Source organism: Thalassotalea sp. PLHSN55 (assembly GCF_052030545.1).
GTDB lineage: Bacteria > Pseudomonadota > Gammaproteobacteria > Enterobacterales > Alteromonadaceae > CANMXU01.
On record NZ_JBPDIH010000005.1, the window covers coordinates 54,778 to 75,764 of the forward strand.

Below are 20,987 nucleotides of genomic sequence, written 5' to 3' on the forward strand. Positions count from 1 at the left end.
CTCACTACGATGACCGCTGATTTAGTCAACCGTATTTATAAATGTTAGTTTTAACCTTTCGTTGAATAATAACTTAACCTGTTTACGCTATTTTTTTCAATAAAAAAGCCCTTAAGTATTACCTTAAGGGCTTTTAAAGCTTTATTACACTGAAACCTTATTGCTTTTTAGCGTTAATTTCAGCTTCTTCATTATCTAACGCAAGCTTATAACCAAATGAAACATGGTGATAGCGAGCACTTGAATAATCGTCATGAATCGCAAAACCAAAGTTATACACTTTTCCTGCTTCAATATTCACGTCACCAGGCTTGTCTGATACTAGTTTACGTTTAATAACCACTGACCAGTTACCGCCTTGAAGTGTTGCTTCAACTTCAGCACCTTGTCCGCCGTGCATATCACGCTCTGCTAAGATTTGACCATCTTCAACTTCTTTAGTACCTGACTTGTAGCGTACTAAGTCCATAAATTGGTTGGCATCTTGAGCCGCTTTAATTTCACCTTCGTCTTTTAACTTGTCCCAGCCACCAAGAGGTTTGCCACCACGACCTTTGAGTTCAAGCTTAGTTCGTGTTTCAGTTAAGTACTTAGTCACACCGCCTTCAAGATTTAAGCGTTTGGCAATATCGCTGCCTAATAAGGCATCTTTTTCTGGTTCAAATGGCATGCTATTAGCGTCAGCATGACATGTGCCCCAACAACCTGCTCGGTCAGCATATTCAACATCATCGGTTGAAATCATAAAGGCCAACTTCATTGCGTTTTCTGGGTCCATTTTACCACCATCAATAAATGGCGCTGGTGTATGGTCAGCATCTGGCCAAGTAAAGCGTAAGTACAAATTCTCAGCGTCATGGGTTGCATCAATGGTTACTGGAATGCTGCCACGTTTGCCTGGAATTAAGTTAGGCTCAAGCTCTTTTTCACTTTCACCTGAAACAATGAGTTGTCCAATATCAGCAATTTCTTCGCCGTGACATTCAATACAGCGGTCACCTTTAGTAAAGGCGCGTTTGCCACCGTGATTACGACCTAATATCCACTCAATTGAGGCAGTACCAGGGAAGAATAATGGAATATCAGCACTATTTGCTTTACCCCAATCAACGTTAATATTACTCGCTGTTGGTGCGCTGTCACCTGCCGAAGCGGATGCGGCACTTGCGCTGCTACCGGCGTTAGCTAATGCTGCTGCGACTGCTTGTTCAATTTTTTGTTGCGTTTTTTCAGCAAAAGCTGCTTTTTCTGCTTTTTCTTTTGCAGCGGCTTCAGCTTCTTTAGCTTCCACTCGTGCTAAACCTTCTTTATAAATTTTAGGGATCTCACGAATATATTCTGGATTAGGCGCTTCGATAGCTTCTAATTCTTCATCCGTTAACTGATCTCTAACGCCGTGATGCGCAATACCTTTATGACAATCAATACATGTTTGACCTGTTTCGAAGGCATTTAAATGCTGTTTACGGGCACGAGGTTTTTGAAATTCAGGGTTCATTGACTCAAAATTGTGACAGTTACGACATTCACGGGAGTCGGTTGTTTTCATATCTGACCATACGCTTTTTGCTAACTCTAAGCGATGTTCATTGAATTTTTCAGGTGTGTCTATTTTGCCGGTCAACCAATAAAACACTTCACGTGATGCTTTGATTTTACGAACAATTTTATGGATCCAAGGTCGAGGAACATGACAATCAGGACAACCTGCTCGAACACCTGTTCTGTTTGAATAGTGAATGGTAGGCGTATACTCTTGATATACATTGTCTTCCATTTCGTGACAGCCAATACAGAATTCTGTGGTATTGGTTGCTTCCATTCCGGTATTAAAGCCACCCCAAAAGATAATGCCTACAACGAAAAAAACTACAGCACCTGCGACTGTAGTGCCTAGCATAAGTCTTCTATTCCAAAAACTAGGTTTGTTTAAAGTGTTATTTGCCATAATTAACTCTAGCTATTTACTGCTTTAAAAAAAGCGGGCATGACACACGCCATGCCCGCACTTTGTCATTACTACAAAAGCTAATGATTAAGTTTTGTGGTTTATACGGTTGTAAACGTTAAACTTACCAGTTGGTGTAGTTAAACCTTTAATACGCGCTTTCTCTTTAAGAGTTTTTGCATCGTATACTACGATTTCACCAGTTGGGTTGCTGTTATCTTTACGGTTCCAAACAGATACCCAAACTTCAGAGCCATCTTCGTTGAATTCCATGTGAAGTGCAGCTTTACCTTCTTCTTCTGTTACACGGATAGTTTTAACAATTTCACGAGTTTTCTTATCGAATACTTGTACAGATTGTTGAATTTCTGGCTCAGGGTGTTTAAGTTGATCAGCCCATACATAGTCTGAAGTTTCGTGAGTACGGATGAATACACCAGCACCGTCAGTTTCAACTTCATAACATAGTTTCCATGCTTGGTCAGGGTGACCGATTGGATCGTTACCCCATACTGATACAAGCCCTACACCTAAGTGAGTAGTACCGCCAACAGGGCCACATTTTGAATCAACCCAGTTAGCACCAGGACCTGGATGTGGTAATGAGTCAACGTCAATCATTTTCTCAAGCTTGCCGTCTTTAGTATCAACTACCACCATTTTGTTTGATGCGTTAGCAGCAATTTGGAAGTAGCGACCTGAAGGGTCGAAGAAACCATCATGTAAGAATTCAGCCGATTCTATTGCGGTAATGTTTAAGTTGTCTAAGTCAGTGTAGTCAACTTGCAACATCTTACCGGTTTCTTTAACAGCTACGATAAACGCAGACTCGTTTGGCGCAGTGTAGATTGCAGCAACACGTGCTTCGTTAATGTATTCACCTTTGGTGTTGTAACCACGAGTAGAAACAACTTTAAGTGGATTAAGTGTTTCAGCATCCATAATTACAAAGTGAGCAGGCCAGTAACCACCAGCGATTACGTATTTACCGTCACCTGATACAGCGATATCACGTGCATCATATGCCATCTTAGTTTCAGCAACTAACATCTTGCCTGGTTTTTGCCATAAATCGATCTTGTTAACTTTACCGTCACGACCGATGGTGTACCAGAAACGACCTACATCTTTAGCATGATCTTTCTTGTGGTGCTCAGTACCTTTAATTACGTGTACCGCATAACCCGTATCGATATGATCGATGATTTCTTTTGTATCACCATCAACGATTGCCGCTTTACCCGCGTCACGTTCGATAACGACAAAGAAGTTTTTCCAGTTACGACCATGAACAGGTTTAGTTGGGTAATCTTTTGGAGCAACATACTGCTTAGTGTGAGAGCGCATTTGCTCTAAAGACATTTCCGGTGGTACCGGAGGAGTCATTTGAATAAATGTTGATAAATTAGCAATTTCTTCTTTTGTGAACAAATCGTCAAAGTTGTTCATACCGCCTTCAGTACCTAGAGCAATAATTTTCTCTAAACGCTTTTGGCCTTTTTTCAACATGTTTTCTGGCTCAAGGTTTTTACCCGTTGCACCTTTACGTAGTACACCGTGACAACCAGCACAACGTTGGAAGTAGTGTAATTGAGCTTTTTCAAAATCAGCTTTAGATAAAGTTGGCTCGGCAGCACTCACATTCATGCTAAGACCAGTAGCAGCAATACCAATAGCTAAACTAAGTGCTGATAATCCATGCTTAAGTGTTTTCATCGGTTAATCTCCAGATGTTATATTTACATTTTTTTATTTGCTGACAACATAACCAATTACAATTATCAGCAGAATTTTTCGCTAAACATGCGGAAATAAACTTTATAATTCAACCGCATAAATCTAACTTTACAGAAACCTGCTCCCTTCGCTTTCGATACACTCTTCTTACAAAGTTGTTAAAAAATGTTACCAAGTGCGTTGGAATGTGTTCACTATCTAAGAAAATGAGGTCGTACAACCTGACGCAGATCAAGTTTTGAAAAAAATAGTTGGAATTAAAGAAAGAGTTTGATCTAACGCAATAAATACCAGTGTTTTAATGACTGTTCACGTTTATTAGTATTAACATTAGCCCACTTAACACACTAAAAGCTTTTGGAATTACCTTTATGACACGTCGTATCAAAGCCCTAATTTACGCTGCAATTGTTTGCCTTGTTATTGTGGCAATCTTTCTAGGATTCTTGTCAGGCTTTGACAATGTAATTTCTTGGATACTTATTATTGCGCTGGTTTTAGTTTCTGTTCTTTACAAAAAGAATAAAAATAGTCATCAAATACAATGGAAAGATGAGTACAGCGTTGGTGTGCAAATTTTAGATGATGATCATAAAAAATTAGTGCAATTGCTAAACCAATTTACCACGGCATACGATTATGCAATGAGTGAAAGTTTCGAGCGCCAAGCGTTAGAAGACTTAGTTGACTACACTAAAACGCATTTTTCACGTGAAGAAAAAATAATGGAAGAAAACGATTATCCAGATATAGTGGCGCACAAAGAGCAACACAAAAAAATGATCGCGCAAGTCGAAACCTTCGTCGACTTGTACAATATTAAAGGGCATGACGCGCTCGATGAAGTAAGCACTTTCTTGTCAAAATGGTTAATCAATCACATTAACGGTACCGACAAACAATACACTAAACACTTAAACGATCGCGGCGTAGCTTAAACGAAAACTAGCGACAGAGAATACAAAACGCTTCCCGATATAAAGGCTAACTTAGGTAATAAGGTTAGCCTTTTTCTTTACTTTATTGTATTTTTACCTTCAATCATCAGCATTTAAAGCGATACAAAACAAGTCATTATAATGCATCACCTGTATGGCTGTAGGGGCTTAAGTTATGCTTTAAGCTTATAGTCTGTGCCTATAAACCTTTGAATTATTGCTAGGTGAGTAATTAATGCGCTTGGTATTAACGCGTTAAAAGCCATTATTCTCTAATTAAAAAATCAGGATAAAAAAAACCGCTCTTTGTTCAGAGCGGCTTTGATAATTTTAATGACTTTTAAATCGCTAATGCGTGATTAGAATACCGATAGGCGTTCTAAAAACCACATCATTGCAATAGTACCTGCACAGTAACTAACGGCCCAGCGAATCTGTTTTTCGGTAAGAATGTTTACCATAGAAATGAGCTTAAATACCGTCAGTAATACCGCTAAAAACATCAACTGACCAATTTCAACACCCACATTAAAGAAAATTAAGGCGGTAACTTTTTCTTGGGCTGGCAAACCGATTTCGGCAAGTACTGAGGCAAAACCAAAACCATGCAACAAACCAAAACTAGACGAAACCAATACCGGATAGCGCAGCGTTATGCTGTCTTTCTTCTGTTTAGCGATTTCTATTGCTAAGAAAATAATACTCAATGCAATTACCGCTTCTACTGGTGGAATATCTAAGGCAAACACACCGGTTGCCGCCATAATCAAGGTTACCGAGTGAGCTAGGGTAAAACCACTGATGGTCAGTAATAGTTTTCGACGTGTTGACGAAATGTACACCAAACACGCAACAAATAATAAGTGGTCTAAGCCCACTAAAATATGTTCGATACCCAAAATGGTGTAAGTTGATATTACATTTTCAGCCGCAATTTCACCTTCAACCTTAAAGCTTTGATTTTCTGCATTAAGTACGCGCGTAATTGTTTGGCCGTTTTCATCGACGATTCGCAATAATACGTCGTTGTTAGACATCAACAAGCCATCAATATTAATGGTTAGGCCATCAAGGTTATTTTCTCGTTCAATAACCCAATTTTCAATGAAAGCACCATTAACAAAGTTTTGTTTAACAGCCGTTACCGCTTTGGTACCTTCATCAAATACCACGTGTACACTTTTGCGCTTAGTACCTTGCGCCGGTACTTTCCAAATAACATCGTATTGCATGTTATCAAGCGCGGTAATATTTAACGACGCAGGACGCATATCTTCGGCAAAAGTTGTTAAACTAAGAAATAATAATCCTAAAGCAACTAATATTCTCATAACATTATCCTTGTGCTGGATTTGTACCAGATACTGCAATATCAATTTGATATTGCTCTAAAAGTTCTTTTTCATATTGCTTCTTAACAAGTTCATGCTTATCTTTTTGCCAATCTTCAATAACGATACTTTTAATACGGTCAAAGTCTTTAACTGCTTCCGCGTCACTCATAGAGATTTTGATAAAGTGCAAACCAAAACCCGATTCTACTGGACCAAACCATGTACCGTCTTTTGCTTTACCTAATTGCGCGAGGAACTCTTCACCAAATTGACGTCTAATATTTGATGCACTTGAATCTTCAACACTCGAAGGCAATAAAGTATTGTCACCTTCTGGTTGTTTACCTTGGGCAATGTTTTCTTCTTGCGCTGCAATAAGGGCATCAAGCTCGTTCTTATCTCTGTTTAAACTAAAATAAATTTGTTCAAAACTATAACGTGCTTCTTTGAGGTAATTTTTCGAGTTTTCGTCAAAGTATACTTTTAACTCTTCGTCTGAAGGGTTAACTAGCGATGACATATCTTCAAGCATAAACTCCATTTTTTGATGTAAACGACGGCGAATAATTGAATCACCCTCATCTAAGCCCAATGCTAATGCTTGACGGGTATAAATTTCTTCCAAAACATAGCTATCAATCATACCGTTTATCTCTTCAGATGTTGGAGAACGGCGCCATACTTTGGTGAAATTTTGTTTTAGTTGCGCAACCCTACCTTCACTAACAGAGATAATATTTTCTTCTGATGTTTCAGGGTTTAAGAAATCAAATGCAACAAAAAGCAATATTGCTAACAGCAAAAAATGTACTAATGGCTCTAATAAAAATTTTTTTAACATAACAGCTCTTTTTACCTCTAAAAGATTGAAAAAGTTGAGAAACGACAGTCACTTTATCGATATGCAGTAGCCCTAACACTCAGCTAAACTTATCAACTACAAATACCTTACAAATGTTAACAGGATGTTCTGTCGCATCCCAAGAAATTTATCATTAAATTGCATCAATTCATGTCAGAATTATTTCAAATATTCTTAGCTCATCTATTGCGATAAGCATTAAAATTTTCATAATGACAACAGCAATTTAAGTGAAGTTAAAACAACTCGCCTAATTAGCTAAAACAAAGCAAGGCAGGCGTTAAGTTTTTGTACTTCATTCTTTGTTCTATCGACCTAAATTATACGACCATTCCCTCAGCCAATATCGTAATAATTGTGATGAGTTTAGCCATTAGTTGTAACCAAAGCTTTAACAAATAACGGTATTTAATCACTAAATTATTAAATATCCTGCTTGTTGTTACTGAGCACAACCAACCTAAACCACTGACACGAAAGAATAAAATAAAAACCTTGGAATTACCAACATCCCCAAGCGATGTAAATGCAACAAATAACCAACAATTACTTAGTACATAATTTTACAGAGATGAAAATTAAAAATGCCGACGAAAACAAATTTAGTAGTGCGATGAGTCTATTTCTAGCGAAAAATCTGCCTGCGCTAGCGCTTGGTTTATCGGCATATTGGGGTAATTGAGATCACGAAGTGCGTGTAAAAATTTAAGCGTTTTAAAGGCATCAAACCACACTAACAATTGCTTATTAAACTGCTGTTCACTGTGGTGAATGTTTTTATTGATAAAAGTGTCAAAACCCACCGTTTTTAAAGCCGCGCAGATATCCGTTGGCAAATCATTAAACCAAGTTTCACTATTGTTTTTATGTTGATACAGCATAGTAAATTCAGACAAACATAACTTTAGCAATTGAAACAAATGCGGATGGTAGTAGCAGTAAGGTTTATTATCCTTGATTAACGCCATAATTTGACTCACGGCTGGGCCCGTACCAAACGGCACTCGGTCTGATGTTCTGGCTTGAATGCTTAGCTGGCAGTCGTCAATAAAGGCAATATCCCCCAGTTTGGCCACTTTATTTAACAAATAAAAATCTTCACCGGCACTGCGTTTTGGGAAGCCACGTACCATTGCATAAGCACTCGCTGTGATCGCAATTGTGCTGCCGATGGTAAAAAATGCATAAGATGAACCTGCGTATTGCAAGCCTTTAACATAATAGCGAAGCCCAGTTTCGTATAGTCGGTTGGCCTGCTCTATGTCTTTGTCATCACTTACGTGGGTAAAATCATAACAGGCTGCTACGGCATTACGATTAACGTTACTTAACGTAGAAAAGTAATTATCAGGTAAACTGGCATCAGCATCTGTTGAGCAAATCCAGTCGCTGCAAATATTTCCCTTCGCTTTTAAAGCTAAGGCAAGGTCTGTTCCTATTTTTCGCGCCAGCCCTACCCCTTGCTTATCATTAATTGGTATTGTGAAACGATCAACCACCAATATATGGGTGTTTTTATTCGCTGGCTTTAACAAATACAAGTTGTCTTGTTGCCAAATAGGCGCTGCTAACAGATGTATTTGCTCAAACAGTCGTTGTTGTTTATTGATTGCAGCGTTTTGGCAGCTTTGAGGTTGATTAATCACCACTATCATCAATGAATTTTGACTGGCAAGCGCCGAGTCTAAGAAACTATCAATAAATTCAACCGTTTCCTTATAGGCAGGAATAACTACAACATGGTCAATACCAATATGCTGAGGAAACGACGCGAGTGACGCCGTTTCTATTTCAGCATAATTAAGCAAATATTTATCAAGGTGTTTAGCGGTCATTAAAAAACCAGTGATTAGTGCAAGGCAGCGCGAAATGGCAGTTTTTCACAAACTTTCGCTTCAAAATCTAACACTTCTTCAAGACGGTCCATCACCACTTTTTCGTCAAAATATTCAAGTGCTAGTTCTACAAATAAGTTTTTATGTTTTTCTTCTGATTTGGCGATACTAACGTATAAGTCTTTGTCTTTGCCTTCTGGAAGTACCTGTGCAATTAAACTAAAACGCTCGTGACCACGCGCTTCAATAACGCCAGCGACAAGTAAACGATCTAGAAAAAACACATCGGTGCCACGACGAAATAAGCTTCTTATTTCGTGAATATAGGCATCTTTACTGTCTTGCCCTAACATACCGCCACGAGCAGTTATCAGTTTCAAGACTTGTTTAAAATGAATTAGCTCTTCAATAGCAAGATCAGCCATTGCTCGGACTAATGACTTTCTATCGGGATAATGTGACAACATTGAAATGGCCATGCCTGAGGCTTTCTTTTCGGCAGCGGCGTGATCTTGTAAAAAAGCGTCAAAGTCTTCAACAGCAATATGCGCCCATTCAATTGGCGTTTGGTATTTTAATTCGAACATAAGATAAAAATGGTAAGTGTGTTATTGCCCGACATTTTACACTGGTGCAAGCGAACAACAACTTGATTTTGTGCTTTAAAAGTAAAAAGGCTCAAAATGCTACATCGATAATGTGCATTTTGAGCCAGTGTAGGATCAACTAGAATGTTTTGCGCTAATTGCTCTTTTTAGATGACCTTTTGTTAATCACTCGCTTAGCAAATAAATTACCTTGTCTAAATAAAACAATGCCGCCTAATAACCACATAAGACCCGCCGAGAAACTACCGCTACTTTCGGTGTTTGGCGTACTTTCTTCGGTTAATTCTTTATTGGAAATAATGGCAATTCCGCCTGGATCGTCAATGGTGCCATTTGCTAAGCCATCAGCGTCATTAGCACCGCCATCTTCAATCAATAAACGTAAACAATTGTCCCCTTGGGTTAAGCCACTTGTGTATAAAGTGCTATGCGGTGGCGGACAAACATCGTTAACCGTTTGCGTTGATGCAACGGCATTATTGGCATTAATCACAAAGTCTTGCCACAGGGTTGCTGTAGTATATTTGCGATAAACCGCATGTTCAGGAATAACACGACTTAACGGAATAACAACATAAGCCGAGCGCCCAACTGGACGAATATTGGTAATCTCAAAATCAAAATATTCGTTAGTATGAGTCAAACTATCTGTCGTAACCGTATTGGTATTATCTAACTCAACTTGTGACAGTTGCACACCATCAGCAAATTGCTGGCGGGCATACTTACCTAATTTAAGCGTTAAACTTTGCTCGGTTTCCATTAACTGTACTTGCGCAGCATTAACATGTAGCGGCTGCAAATACGGTATAGTTAAGTTATCTAAAAACGCAGGTAACCCATCTAAGTCATCATCGGCATAACCTTCAACTTCATCACTTATGCCGTCATAATCAAGATCGCTACTTGATAATCTTGGCACGGTCGTGACAAAAGGTAAGCTAATAAATTCGGTTTGAGATAACTCGCCCGTGCCGCTATCGGTCACATTGACACTTACTGTGACGACATTTTCGTTCTCTTGTGGAAAAACAATGCTTGCTGGCTGAATATAAACTTCTAGCTGGCTGGCACTAATCTCGGCCGATAAATAGTCAGGAAGATCCCAATCTATAATATGTCGGTCATCAACATTGTAATCAGTAATATCAAGCACAATTTTTGCTTCGCCGCCGTCTATAGCAATAACACTTACTGTGGTATCGTTTTGCACAATCGACGCGCTAAGCACTGGCGCTATATTTTCTTCTGTAATGGTAATGATTTGCTGAGCTTGCTGACCAGCATTAACACTAGGATCTAAGGTAAATATTAAAGTTTCATCGCCTTCAACGGCAAAATCACTATTGATAGTAACCTCAACAGAGGCGGTTGTGCCTGAGTCGATTATAAACTTAGTGTCTGAAACGATTGCATCTAGTCCATCGGCGCTACCACTCACTGAAAATGGAATAACTAGTGGGTACTGCGGCGCTTGACCAGAAAGCACAACGTCTACGGTAAAACTGCTGCCTTCAGCAACAAAGTTATCATCCGTTAAATTAACCAAAGGATGAATGCTTAAAACTTGTTCAAGTTCTGCAACATTGCCTGCAATGTCGGTTGCTCGCCATAATACTGGCGATAAACCTGAGGCAATATTGTTATAACCTTGCTCAAAATTTAAAATTGTTAAGTTACAACAGCCAAGTCCGTCACGACCATCTTCTACCTGTATTTGTGCCAGTGATTTTAAACTATCTAACGTCACCGTGGTAAAAGTATGCGACGCATTCACCTCTAATGAATTTAGCGGCGTAATAATAGGCGCATAGTCATCTAATAGCGGATTGGACTCTGCAAGTGCTTCATCACCATTACTAACGCCATCGGCATCACTATCAAATGGCGCATCAAATGGGTTTAGCGGATCAAAACCATATTCAGTTTCAAACACGTCTTCCATGCCATCGCCGTCATCATCGGGATCTCGATTATTACCAACACCATCACCATCGGTATCAAAAATTTCAGTGGCATCAAGGGGCATTTCATCAAGGTGATCTTGCACACCATCGCCATCATCGTCTAAATCATAAACGTTACCTAGGCCATCGCCATCGGTATCTCGATATTCTGCAGCATCTAATGGAAAATCATCTTCTAGATCAGTAACACCATCGCCATCATCATCAGCGTCTTCATTGTTACCTAAACCATCAAAATCTGTATCTTCAAATTCATTAGGGTTTAGCGGAAATAAATCGTCGGCATCTAAGACCCCGTCACCATCATCATCGGTATCGGAAATATTACCAATGCCGTCGCCGTCTAAATCTTCGACTTCATTTTGATCAAGCGGCAAATCATCGTCATTATCAACAATGCCGTCACCATCATCATCGGCATCCGCGTTATTACCGAGACCGTCGCCGTCAGTGTCTAACCATTCCAATGGATCAAGCGGAAACGGGTCGTTGTTATCAACAAAGCCGTCATTGTCATCATCGTTATCTGTATTGTTGCCGACACCGTCACTATCGGTATCTAGCCATTCTAACGAGTCTAGAGGGAAAGGGTCATTGTTGTCGGTAAAACCATCGTTGTCGTCGTCACTGTCAGTATTATTACCAACACCATCGCCATCGGTATCTAACGTTTCATTGTCATTAAATGGGAAGGCATCTTCATTATCAACTACGCCATCATTATCATCATCGCTATCAGCATTATCGCCTGTACCGTCACCATCAAAATCAAACCATTCTTCATCATCTAAATCGAATACGTCGATAGTGTCAGCAAAACCATCATTATCATCGTCAGCATCGCTGTTATTGCCTATGCCATCGCCATCTGAATCGGTTGTTTCACTGGCATTAAAAGGGAAAGCATCAAAACTGTCGAGTACACCATCATTATCGTCATCTGGATCGGCAACATTACCAATACCATCACCGTCATTATCAGCATTTTCAGCGGCATAATAAGGGAAAGCATCATCAACATTTAAAATGCCATCGCCATCAATATCGTTATCGACACCGTCCGCAATACCGTCATTATCTAAATCTAAACTTTCATTAGGATCGAATGGAAAAGCGTCGTTACCGTTACTTGCGCCATCACCGTCGATATCAGTATCACTGTTATCTCCGACACCATCATTATCAAGATCACCGCTTTCGCTCGCATCTAAAGGAAATGCATCATTACCATTATTAACGCCATCACCATCAATATCAGGGTCGGTATTATCGCCAATATTATCATTGTCTAAATCGTTGGTTTCAGTGCTATCAAAAGGAAAATCATCATCGTCATTTAATACGCCGTCACCATCAATATCATTGTCATTATTGTCACATGCACCGCCAACAACATATCCATCAGCGTCAAGTGCCACATCGCCATCAGTATCGACACGTTCTAAAAAGTCTTGCGGACATGGATCTAAATGGTCTTGAACACCGTCACCGTCATCATCATCGTCAACGGTATTACCAATATTGTCATTGTCGGTATCGATATGCTCAGTATCATCTAGTGGCAAATCATCATCTACATCTAAATAACCATCGTTATCGTCGTCGTCATCTTGGGTATTATCCGCTAAACCATCACCATCGGTATCGACCCATTCAGTTGGATCATCAGGTAAGAAATCAAGTCCATTAGGTACACCGTCACCATCTCGATCGCTATCAGCATTATCGCCAATGCCATCGCCGTCAAGGTCGGTACTTTCACCGTTATCTAGCGGAAATAAATCGTCCTCGTCTAATATGCCGTCACCATCGTCATCATCATCGGCGTTATTACCAATACCATTGTTATCTGTGTCTGTGGTTTCGGTAGGATCAAGTGGAAAAGCGTCGTAAAAATCAATTACACCATCGCCGTCATCGTCGGTATCAGTATTATTGCCAATGCCGTCAAAGTCGGTATCAACACTTTCGAAAGGGTCTAAAGGAAAAACATCTGCCGCGTCAGGCACTAAATCATTGTCATCATCCGTATCAGCATTGTTACCTATGCCATCGCCATCGGTATCAAATTGCTCGTTCGGATCTTCTGGAAATTCGTCATAAAGGTCGGCTACAAGGTCATTGTCATCATCAGGATCGGCAATATCACTTAAGCCATCATTGTCGTCATCTGGGTCAGCATTATTACCTATACCGTCGTTATCGGTGTCGTACCACTCCGTGGGATCATTGGGAAACCTATCCACCAAATCATCGAAACCATCTCCATCGGTATCAACAGCTTCTGCAGCAAATGAAAGCCACAAACAACAAAAAAGGGTTACTTTATAACTACGTAACATAAACAACCTCTTAAAACCTACTATTTGACTTGAGCCCGTTAGGGCAAGTTAACATCAACAAAGTGACATGCCATATTACTAACCCTAGTCACTAATAACCAAATTGGTTACCAAAACGATAAGTAAAACCGGCAAAAACTGTTCCTTGTCCGTCAAATTCAGAAAATGTTGGGTAGTACTTTACACCGACATGCATTTGCATTTTACGAGAAACTTTATAGTGGGTTAAAAACGCTAACACGCCGTTAACATCACCCTGCTCTGAAAAGTACTTTTCTTCATTTAGCTCTTCCCAAACAAATTTATTTTCCGTCAGTTGTACTGATGCACCCGCTTGAAATTCAAAAATTAATTTATTCAAAAATTGATTGTAGCTTTTTGGCGTGTGTTGATAAGTCGCTAATAGTTCAACACTATTACTGTCAAAAAATAAATCGTCATTATTCCAAGTTACCGCTAAATCGGATAAATGATTGTATGAAACATTCCAGCCAAAGCCTGAGCCTGGCGAAAATCGGTCAGCAAGGCTTAAGTTATAGCCAATGGCACCTGACTCTTCGCCTTTGTGAATTTGTAAATTTCCTTCAAGTGCTTGGCTATAGAATGCAGGTAAGGATAAGGCACAAAAAAGGCATAACGCTTTCAAAGACGCCGTTAAATTTTTGATAGTGCTAAGTGTCATACGCGTGTCGATTCGTTTTAAATAAGTTGTCATAATTTTCGCCAATTATTTGTCGTTATTTTTTAAGAACAATTAAAAGCAAGAATCGTACCTGTGAAAATAGAAATGCAAAAAAATACCCGAAGTAAAAACCTCAGGTATTTTAGCTAAAATAAAAGTTAATGGTTAATCAAGTACTTGTGCTGGAACTCTTACCCAACCTTCCATTAGAACACGTGCACTTCTGCTCATTATGGCTTTATCTACACGCCAATTGCCATCAACTTCGCTAGCCTCTGCCCCCACTTTTAAGGTACCAGACGGATGACCAAAGGTAACATCTTGCCGCTCACTACCGCCGGCCGCCAAATTAACCAGCGTATTAGGAATTGCTGCCGCAGTGCCAATAGCTACTGCCGCAGTGCCCATCATGGCATGATGTAATTTCCCCATTGAAAGCGCTCTAACTTGCAAATCAATATCATCTTGACTAATCGCTTTGCCCGAAGACGATGTGTAATTACTCGGCTTAGCAACAAACGCTATTTTTGGCGTATGTTGGCGAGCTGCTGCTTGTTCAACGTTATCAATTAGTCCCATTTTAATTGCGCCATAGGCACGTATCGTTTCAAAGCGTTTTAGTGCCGCGTCATCATTATTAATATCGTCTTGTAGTTCATTACCAACATAACCAATATCTTCGGCGTTTAAAAAGATGGTTGGAATGCCAGCGTTGATCATCGTAGCTTTAAAGCTGCCAATATCAGGTACTTCTAAATCATCAACAAGATTACCCGTTGGAAACATCGGCTCTCTCGGGTCGACTGGCGCAATAAACTCAACAGCAACTTCTGCCGCTGGAAAGGTAACACCGTCTAATTCAAAGTCGCCAGTTTCTTGCACTTCACCATTCGTGATAGGCACATGAGCAATTATGGTTTTTTCAATGTTAGCCTGCCAAATGCGCACGGTGGCAATGCCATTTTCCGGAATACGCTTTGTATCGACTAAACCTTGGCTAATGGCAAAAGCGCCCACGGCAGCTGTTAAGTTTCCGCAATTACCACTCCAATCAACAAAGGCTTTATCAATAGCCACTTGACCAAATAAATAGTCGACATCGTGTTCAGCTTTTTCACTTTTTGCCACGATAACGGTTTTACTGGTGCTTGAGGTTGCACCGCCCATGCCATCGGTTTGTTTACCGTACGGATCTGGACTGCCAATGACGCGCAATAAAATATTATCGCGTACCTTGCCGGCAACCTGCGCCGCTTCAGGTAAATCAGTTAAGCTAAAAAAGACACCTTTACTGGTGCCACCCCGAATATAAGTGGCGGGAATTTTTATTTGTGGTTTGTGCGTCATCGACATTTCAATGCCCTCTAAGATTATGATTTACTGGAATAATCCAAGTAAACCTTTCTCGTTATTGAACATTAAATTAATGTTCTCACTTTCTGAAATATAGTTAACCCGAGCTCGGCTTAATAAATACTTCTCTAGCCGCTACTTTTACTAACTTCCGCGTTAAATTCACTTGCAATAGACCAGCTATTGACGCGTAAATTTGCCTTGAAGTAAGCAAAACCAGCAAGCTAGAGGTTAACATGAAAAATATAATTTTATATTTCAACCAGTTAAATATCTCTTAAACCGAGTTCAGGTTAGTTAATAAAATTCAATAAGCTTAAAGCAGGGTTTTAGTTTTATTTCAAGGCGGGAGCGCAGAGCCTAGTTTACTAGGTGAGCACTCCCAACACAGAAATAAAGCTAAAAAACCATTTAAGCGTTAGACTCCAAGAAGTCTTGAGCAAACTTTTGCAATACCCCACCTGACGCATGCACAGAAACTTCTTCTGCGGTATCTAAACGACACTTAACAGGAATTTCTACTACTTCCCCATTCGCACGGGTCATCACAACTGTCATCATAGTGCCCGGTGCGGTTTCTCCTAAAACGTCGTAAGTTTCGCTGCCGTCTATTTGATAGGTATGGCGATTATTACCTTGAGTAAACTCTAGTGGTAAAACTCCCATGCCCACTAAGTTGGTACGGTGAATGCGCTCAAAACCTTCAGAGACGATCACTTCAACACCCGCTAAGCGTACACCTTTAGCTGCCCAGTCACGGGATGAACCTTGACCGTAATCAGCGCCGGCAATAATAATAAGTGGCTGTTTGCGCTTCATATACGTTTCAATCGCTTCCCACATCCGACTTTCGACACCTTCAGGTTCAATACGCGCAAGTGAGCCCTGCTTAACTTCACCGTGCTGATCTTTACACATTTCGTTAAACAGTTTTGGATTAGCAAACGTTGCCCGTTGCGCGGTTAAATGATCACCTCGATGGGTTGCGTATGAATTAAAATCTTCCTCAGGCAGACCCATTTTATCTAGGTAAGCGCCTGCTGCACTGTCTAGCATTATCGCGTTAGACGGTGAAAGGTGATCTGTGGTGATATTATCGCCAAGTACCGCGAGTGGCCTCATGCCTTTCATGGTACGTTCACCCGCTAATGCCCCTTCCCAATAAGGCGGCCTGCGAATATAGGTACTCATTTCACGCCAATCGTATAGTGGACTTTCAGCAGGCTCAAACGCACCTAAGTCAAACATGGGTGTGTAAACCTTTTTAAATTGTTCAGGTTTAACACATGAATTTACAATGGCATCGATTTCTTCATCGCTTGGCCAAATATCTTTCAGCGTAATATCATTGCCTTGTTGGTCTTGCCCTAGCACATCTTTTTCAATGTCAAAGCGCATCGTACCAGCAATGGCATAAGCAACAACTAAAGGCGGAGAGGCTAAAAAGGCTTGTTTAGCATAAGGATGAATACGACCATCAAAGTTTCGGTTACCTGAAAGCACTGCTGTTGCGTATAAATCGCGGTCAATCACTTCTTGCTGAATTACTGGGTCTAGTGCGCCACTCATACCGTTACATGTAGTACAAGCATAAGCTACAATGCCAAAACCTAGTTTTTCCATTTCTGATAGCAAGCCAGCTTCTTCTAAATAAAGCTTGGCCACTTTAGAACCCGGTGCAAATGACGATTTAACCCAAGGTTTTCTAATTAAACCTAATTCATTGGCACGTTTTGCCACTAAGCCAGCAGCAACAACGTTTCTAGGATTCGAGGTATTGGTACAACTGGTAATGGCAGCAATAATGACCGCACCATCTGGCATTTGACCATCGGTTTCTTGCTGTTTACAGTTAGCTAAATCTTTGGCAATACCTTTTTCGCTCAGCGCTGATGTCGGCAAGCGGCGGTGTGGATTTGAAGGACCTGCCATATTGCGTGATACGGTTGATAAATCAAAAGTTAATACGCGCTCGTATTGGGCGTCAACTAAATCATCCGCCCAAAGTCCGGTATGTTTGGCGTATTTTTCAACCAGTTCAACTTGTTCAGGTTCACGACCGGTTAGTTTTAAATAATCAATGGTTTGCTGATCAATATAGAACATGCCGGCAGATGCGCCATACTCTGGCGTCATATTAGAAATAGTGGCTCTATCACCTATGGTTAAATCTTTAGTGCCTTCGCCAAAAAACTCTAAATAACTTGAAACAACTTTCTCGGCACGTAAAAACTCGGTGATCGCCAAAACCATATCAGTTGCGGTAATACCCGGCTGACGTTTGCCCACTAACTTTACGCCAACAATATCAGGTAAACGCATCATAGACGGGCGACCTAACATAACTGTTTCTGCTTCTAGACCGCCAACACCAATGGCGATTACGCCTAGGGCGTCAACATGTGGCGTATGGCTGTCGGTGCCAACACAAGTATCAGGGAAAGCAACACCGTCACGCAGTTGAATCACCGGCGACATTTTCTCCAAATTAATTTGGTGCATAATGCCGTTACCCGCGGGGATCACATCGACATTTTTAAAGGCCGTTTTAGTCCATTCGATAAAGTGAAACCTGTCCTCATTACGTCTATCTTCAATGGCGCGGTTTTTATCAAAAGCATCCGCTTCAAAACCGCCATGTTCAACTGCTAATGAATGGTCAACAATAAGTTGAGTTGGCACAACCGGGTTTACTTTAGCAGGATCGCCACCTTGGTCAGCAATGGCATCACGCAAACCTGCTAAATCGACTAATGCGGTTTGCCCTAAAATATCATGACAAACAACACGCGCAGGATACCAAGGAAAATCTAGGTCTTGCTTTCGTTCGATCAGCTGTTTTAATGCGTCAGTTAACTGTTCTGGTTCGCAGCGACGCACCAGTTGTTCCGCCAATACGCGAGAGGTATAAGGGAGTTTTGCATAAGCCCCTTGGCTTATGGCTTCCACGGCGCCGCGGGTATCGTAATAATCGACATTAACGCCGGCAAGTTTATAATCTGGAAGCGGTTTGCGGTGTTCGTAGTTCATAACAGGGTCCACAAATATAGTTTAAAAAGCAGTCATTACATTGCTCAACACAACTGCTTTTATCAAAAAATGGGCATGATTAACGTTTTTATCATTTGATCAGCAGATGAAAATTATCACCTACTGACCAAATGAAAAGTTAACCGGAGATTATCGCTGGGCGATAGGTGTCACTTTTCTTGGCTCTGAACCGGTATAATCAGCACTTGGGCGAATAATACGGTTGTTAGCGCGCTGCTCCATAACATGTGCTGCCCAACCTGTTAGGCGTGAGCAAACAAAAATTGGCGTGAACAGTTTTGTTGGAATTCCCATGTAGTTATAGGTTGACGCATGGAAAAAATCAGCATTACAAAATAGCTTTTTGGTATCCCACATGTATTCTTCACACGCGACAGAAATATCATAAAGTGAGGTATTACCGTTTTCTTGAGCAAGCTTTTCTGACCACGCCTTGATAATAACGTTACGCGGATCTGACGTGCGGTAAATCGCATGACCAAAGCCCATAATTTTTTCTTTGCGCTCAAGCATACCGGCCATTTGAATTTTGGCATCTTCAGGAGAATTGAATTTTTCAATCATATCCATCGCCGCTTCATTGGCACCGCCATGAAGTGGTCCACGCAACGTTCCAATCGCGCCAGTGATACATGAGAACATATCAGATAGGGTTGACGCACACACTCGGGCACTAAAGGTTGACGCATTAAATTCATGCTCTGCATATAAAATTAGCGAAACATCCATAACGCGACGATGTTGCTCAGACGGCGTTTCACCACGAAGTAATTTTAAGAAATGTCCGCCGATAGAGTCTTCATCTGTTGTACAGTCAATCTCAACACCTTCGTGTGAATAACGGTACCAATAACACATAATGGCAGGAAACGCGGCTAACAATCGATTAGCAGCTTTATTTTGCTCTGAAAAATCATTTTCTGGCTCAATATTGCCTAAAAATGAACAACCGGTGCGCATTACGTCCATTGGGTGAGCATCTTTAGGAATATGTTGTAACACTTCTTTTAATGCTTTCGGTAAATCACGCATGGTCATTAATTCAGTTTTATAATTATCTAGCTGAGCCGCATTTGGTAACTCACCGTTAAACAACAAATAGGCGACTTCTTCAAAAGTAGCGTTTTCCGCCAAATCAGCAACATCATAGCCACAATAGGTTAAACCACTACCCGATTTCCCCACAGTACACAATGAAGTTTCACCTGCACTTTGACCACGTAAACCTGCTCCGCCTAATTTTTTATCAACCATTGTTATATCCTCATAATTTGTATATTGAACCTGCTCTTTGGCAAGTTGTTTTTATTTTCTTTTTAAGCTTTTCTCTTGCAGCTTGTAACTTGCCACTTATAGCTTTTATTTTTTCCCTTGGAGCTTGGCGCTTGGCCTCTTGCCGCTATTAACCTTTGCCTTCTTGAAAAAGCGCATCTAATTTTTGTTCGTAATCGTGATAGCCAAGGTAGTCATACAAGTCCATGCGAGTTTGCATCGTGTCGACAACAGCCTTTTGGTCGCCATCTTTTAATAAGGTTTTATAAACAAGCTCAGCCGCTTTGTTCATAGCACGAAATGCTGATAATGGGTACAACACCATAGCGCAGCCCCACTGCCCGAGCTGCTCTTTATTCCACAGTTCGGTTTGACCAAATTCAGTGATGTTGGCAAGAATAGGCACATCAAGCGCCTGCGAAAATGCACGATAATGTTCTTCAGTTTTTACCGCTTCAGCAAAAATACCGTCAGCACCTGCTGCAACATACGCTTTAGCTCGCTCGATTGCGGCTTCTAAACCTTCTTGAGCAAAGGCGTCGGTACGCGCCATAATAAAAAAGTCTTTATCTGTTCTTGCATCAACCGCCGCTTTAATGCGATCAACCATTTCGTCAGTTGAGACAATTTCTTTATTCGGGCGATGACCACAACGTTTTTGCGCCACTTGATCTTCAATATGAACCGCAGCAGCGCCGGCTTTTTCCATATCACGAATAGTTTTGGCAATATTAAATGCGCCGCCCCAGCCGGTATCAATATCTACTAGTAATGGTAAACTTGATGCAGCAGTAATACGTTGCACATCAGCAATAACATCATTAAGTGACGTCATGCCTAAATCAGGTAAACCGTAAGATGCGTTTGCTACGCCACCACCGGATAAATAAATCGCCTGATGTCCTAATTGCTCTGCCATCATTGCGCAATAGGCGTTGATAGTGCCGACAACTTGCAGTGGTTTGTTGTTTTCAAGGGCTAAACGGAATTTAGCGCCTGGTGATAGTGTTGCTGACATATTCGCTTCCTCAAGTTAAATGTATTCTTTTACGTGCAGG

The 20,987-nt window shown here is 40.7% G+C and carries 13 protein-coding genes and 1 pseudogene; 1 reads left to right on the forward strand and 13 read right to left on the reverse strand.

What is annotated here, in order from left to right:
- Positions 1-157: 157 nt before the first annotated feature.
- From ACRRSQ_RS11235 to ACRRSQ_RS11245, 3 genes and pseudogenes are all read right to left on the reverse strand, one after another.
- Positions 158-1,291, reverse strand: coding sequence for an ethylbenzene dehydrogenase-related protein (locus ACRRSQ_RS11235; protein WP_440876098.1), 1,134 nt, complete (start codon positions 1,289-1,291; stop codon positions 158-160).
- A gap of 105 nt (positions 1,292-1,396) precedes the next feature.
- Positions 1,397-1,948, reverse strand: a pseudogene (locus tag ACRRSQ_RS11240) (NapC/NirT family cytochrome c); the annotation flags it as partial.
- Positions 1,949-2,035: 87 nt separating this feature from the next.
- Positions 2,036-3,664 (reverse strand): cytochrome D1 domain-containing protein, encoded by a 1,629-nt coding sequence (locus ACRRSQ_RS11245; RefSeq protein ID WP_440875840.1) that lies wholly within the window; start codon positions 3,662-3,664, stop codon positions 2,036-2,038.
- 392 nt (positions 3,665-4,056) lie between these two features.
- Between ACRRSQ_RS11245 and ACRRSQ_RS11250 the strand changes: the two genes are divergently transcribed.
- On the forward strand, positions 4,057-4,623 hold the full coding sequence (locus ACRRSQ_RS11250) for a bacteriohemerythrin (RefSeq protein ID WP_440875841.1): 567 nt from the start codon (positions 4,057-4,059) through the stop codon (positions 4,621-4,623).
- A gap of 359 nt (positions 4,624-4,982) precedes the next feature.
- Here the strand turns inward: ACRRSQ_RS11250 and ACRRSQ_RS11255 are convergent, their stop codons facing one another.
- From ACRRSQ_RS11255 to prpB, 10 genes are all read right to left on the reverse strand, one after another.
- Entirely contained in the window at positions 4,983-5,954 is a 972-nt protein-coding gene (locus ACRRSQ_RS11255; RefSeq protein WP_440875842.1) for a HupE/UreJ family protein, read from the reverse strand.
- 4 nt (positions 5,955-5,958) lie between these two features.
- Positions 5,959-6,798, reverse strand: coding sequence for a peptidyl-prolyl cis-trans isomerase (locus ACRRSQ_RS11260; RefSeq protein ID WP_440875843.1), 840 nt, complete (start codon positions 6,796-6,798; stop codon positions 5,959-5,961).
- Positions 6,799-7,421: 623 nt separating this feature from the next.
- Entirely contained in the window at positions 7,422-8,654 is a 1,233-nt protein-coding gene (locus ACRRSQ_RS11265; protein WP_440875844.1) for a hypothetical protein, read from the reverse strand.
- A gap of 14 nt (positions 8,655-8,668) precedes the next feature.
- Positions 8,669-9,241: a tRNA-(ms[2]io[6]A)-hydroxylase gene (locus ACRRSQ_RS11270; RefSeq protein WP_440875845.1), complete on the reverse strand. Its 573-nt coding sequence runs from the start codon at positions 9,239-9,241 to the stop codon at positions 8,669-8,671.
- A 154-nt stretch (positions 9,242-9,395) separates the two neighbouring features.
- Positions 9,396-13,571 (reverse strand): thrombospondin type 3 repeat-containing protein, encoded by a 4,176-nt coding sequence (locus ACRRSQ_RS11275; RefSeq protein WP_440875846.1) that lies wholly within the window; start codon positions 13,569-13,571, stop codon positions 9,396-9,398.
- 91 nt (positions 13,572-13,662) lie between these two features.
- Entirely contained in the window at positions 13,663-14,286 is a 624-nt protein-coding gene (locus tag ACRRSQ_RS11280) for a hypothetical protein (protein WP_440875847.1), read from the reverse strand.
- A 132-nt stretch (positions 14,287-14,418) separates the two neighbouring features.
- Positions 14,419-15,600 (reverse strand): 2-methylaconitate cis-trans isomerase PrpF, encoded by a 1,182-nt coding sequence (gene prpF, locus ACRRSQ_RS11285; RefSeq protein ID WP_440876099.1) that lies wholly within the window; start codon positions 15,598-15,600, stop codon positions 14,419-14,421.
- 417 nt (positions 15,601-16,017) lie between these two features.
- Complete coding sequence (gene acnD / locus ACRRSQ_RS11290; RefSeq protein WP_440875848.1) at positions 16,018-18,636, reverse strand: Fe/S-dependent 2-methylisocitrate dehydratase AcnD; 2,619 nt, start codon at positions 18,634-18,636, stop codon at positions 16,018-16,020.
- Positions 18,637-18,786: 150 nt separating this feature from the next.
- Positions 18,787-19,911: a bifunctional 2-methylcitrate synthase/citrate synthase gene (gene prpC, locus ACRRSQ_RS11295; protein WP_440875849.1), complete on the reverse strand. Its 1,125-nt coding sequence runs from the start codon at positions 19,909-19,911 to the stop codon at positions 18,787-18,789.
- A 148-nt stretch (positions 19,912-20,059) separates the two neighbouring features.
- Positions 20,060-20,947 carry a methylisocitrate lyase gene (prpB, locus tag ACRRSQ_RS11300; protein ID WP_440875850.1) on the reverse strand — a complete coding sequence of 296 codons (888 nt, stop codon included), beginning with the start codon at positions 20,945-20,947 and terminating at the stop codon, positions 20,060-20,062.
- Positions 20,948-20,987: the final 40 nt, after the last annotated feature.

What these genes read in the sequence shown, in the direction of transcription:
- prpF (WP_440876099.1), bottom strand. Translation starts at nt 15,600, where the DNA reads ATGACGCACAAACCACAAATAAAAATTCCCGCCACTTATATTCGGGGT.
- ACRRSQ_RS11270 (WP_440875845.1), bottom strand. Translation starts at nt 9,241, where the DNA reads ATGTTCGAATTAAAATACCAAACGCCAATTGAATGGGCGCATATTGCT.
- prpC (WP_440875849.1), bottom strand. Translation starts at nt 19,911, where the DNA reads ATGGTTGATAAAAAATTAGGCGGAGCAGGTTTACGTGGTCAAAGTGCA.
- prpB (WP_440875850.1), bottom strand. Translation starts at nt 20,947, where the DNA reads ATGTCAGCAACACTATCACCAGGCGCTAAATTCCGTTTAGCCCTTGAA.
- ACRRSQ_RS11250 (WP_440875841.1), top strand. Translation starts at nt 4,057, where the DNA reads ATGACACGTCGTATCAAAGCCCTAATTTACGCTGCAATTGTTTGCCTT.
- ACRRSQ_RS11255 (WP_440875842.1), bottom strand. Translation starts at nt 5,954, where the DNA reads ATGAGAATATTAGTTGCTTTAGGATTATTATTTCTTAGTTTAACAACT.
- acnD (WP_440875848.1), bottom strand. Translation starts at nt 18,636, where the DNA reads ATGAACTACGAACACCGCAAACCGCTTCCAGATTATAAACTTGCCGGC.
- ACRRSQ_RS11260 (WP_440875843.1), bottom strand. Translation starts at nt 6,798, where the DNA reads ATGTTAAAAAAATTTTTATTAGAGCCATTAGTACATTTTTTGCTGTTA.
- ACRRSQ_RS11275 (WP_440875846.1), bottom strand. Translation starts at nt 13,571, where the DNA reads ATGTTACGTAGTTATAAAGTAACCCTTTTTTGTTGTTTGTGGCTTTCA.
- ACRRSQ_RS11280 (WP_440875847.1), bottom strand. Translation starts at nt 14,286, where the DNA reads ATGACAACTTATTTAAAACGAATCGACACGCGTATGACACTTAGCACT.
- ACRRSQ_RS11265 (WP_440875844.1), bottom strand. Translation starts at nt 8,654, where the DNA reads ATGACCGCTAAACACCTTGATAAATATTTGCTTAATTATGCTGAAATA.
- ACRRSQ_RS11245 (WP_440875840.1), bottom strand. Translation starts at nt 3,664, where the DNA reads ATGAAAACACTTAAGCATGGATTATCAGCACTTAGTTTAGCTATTGGT.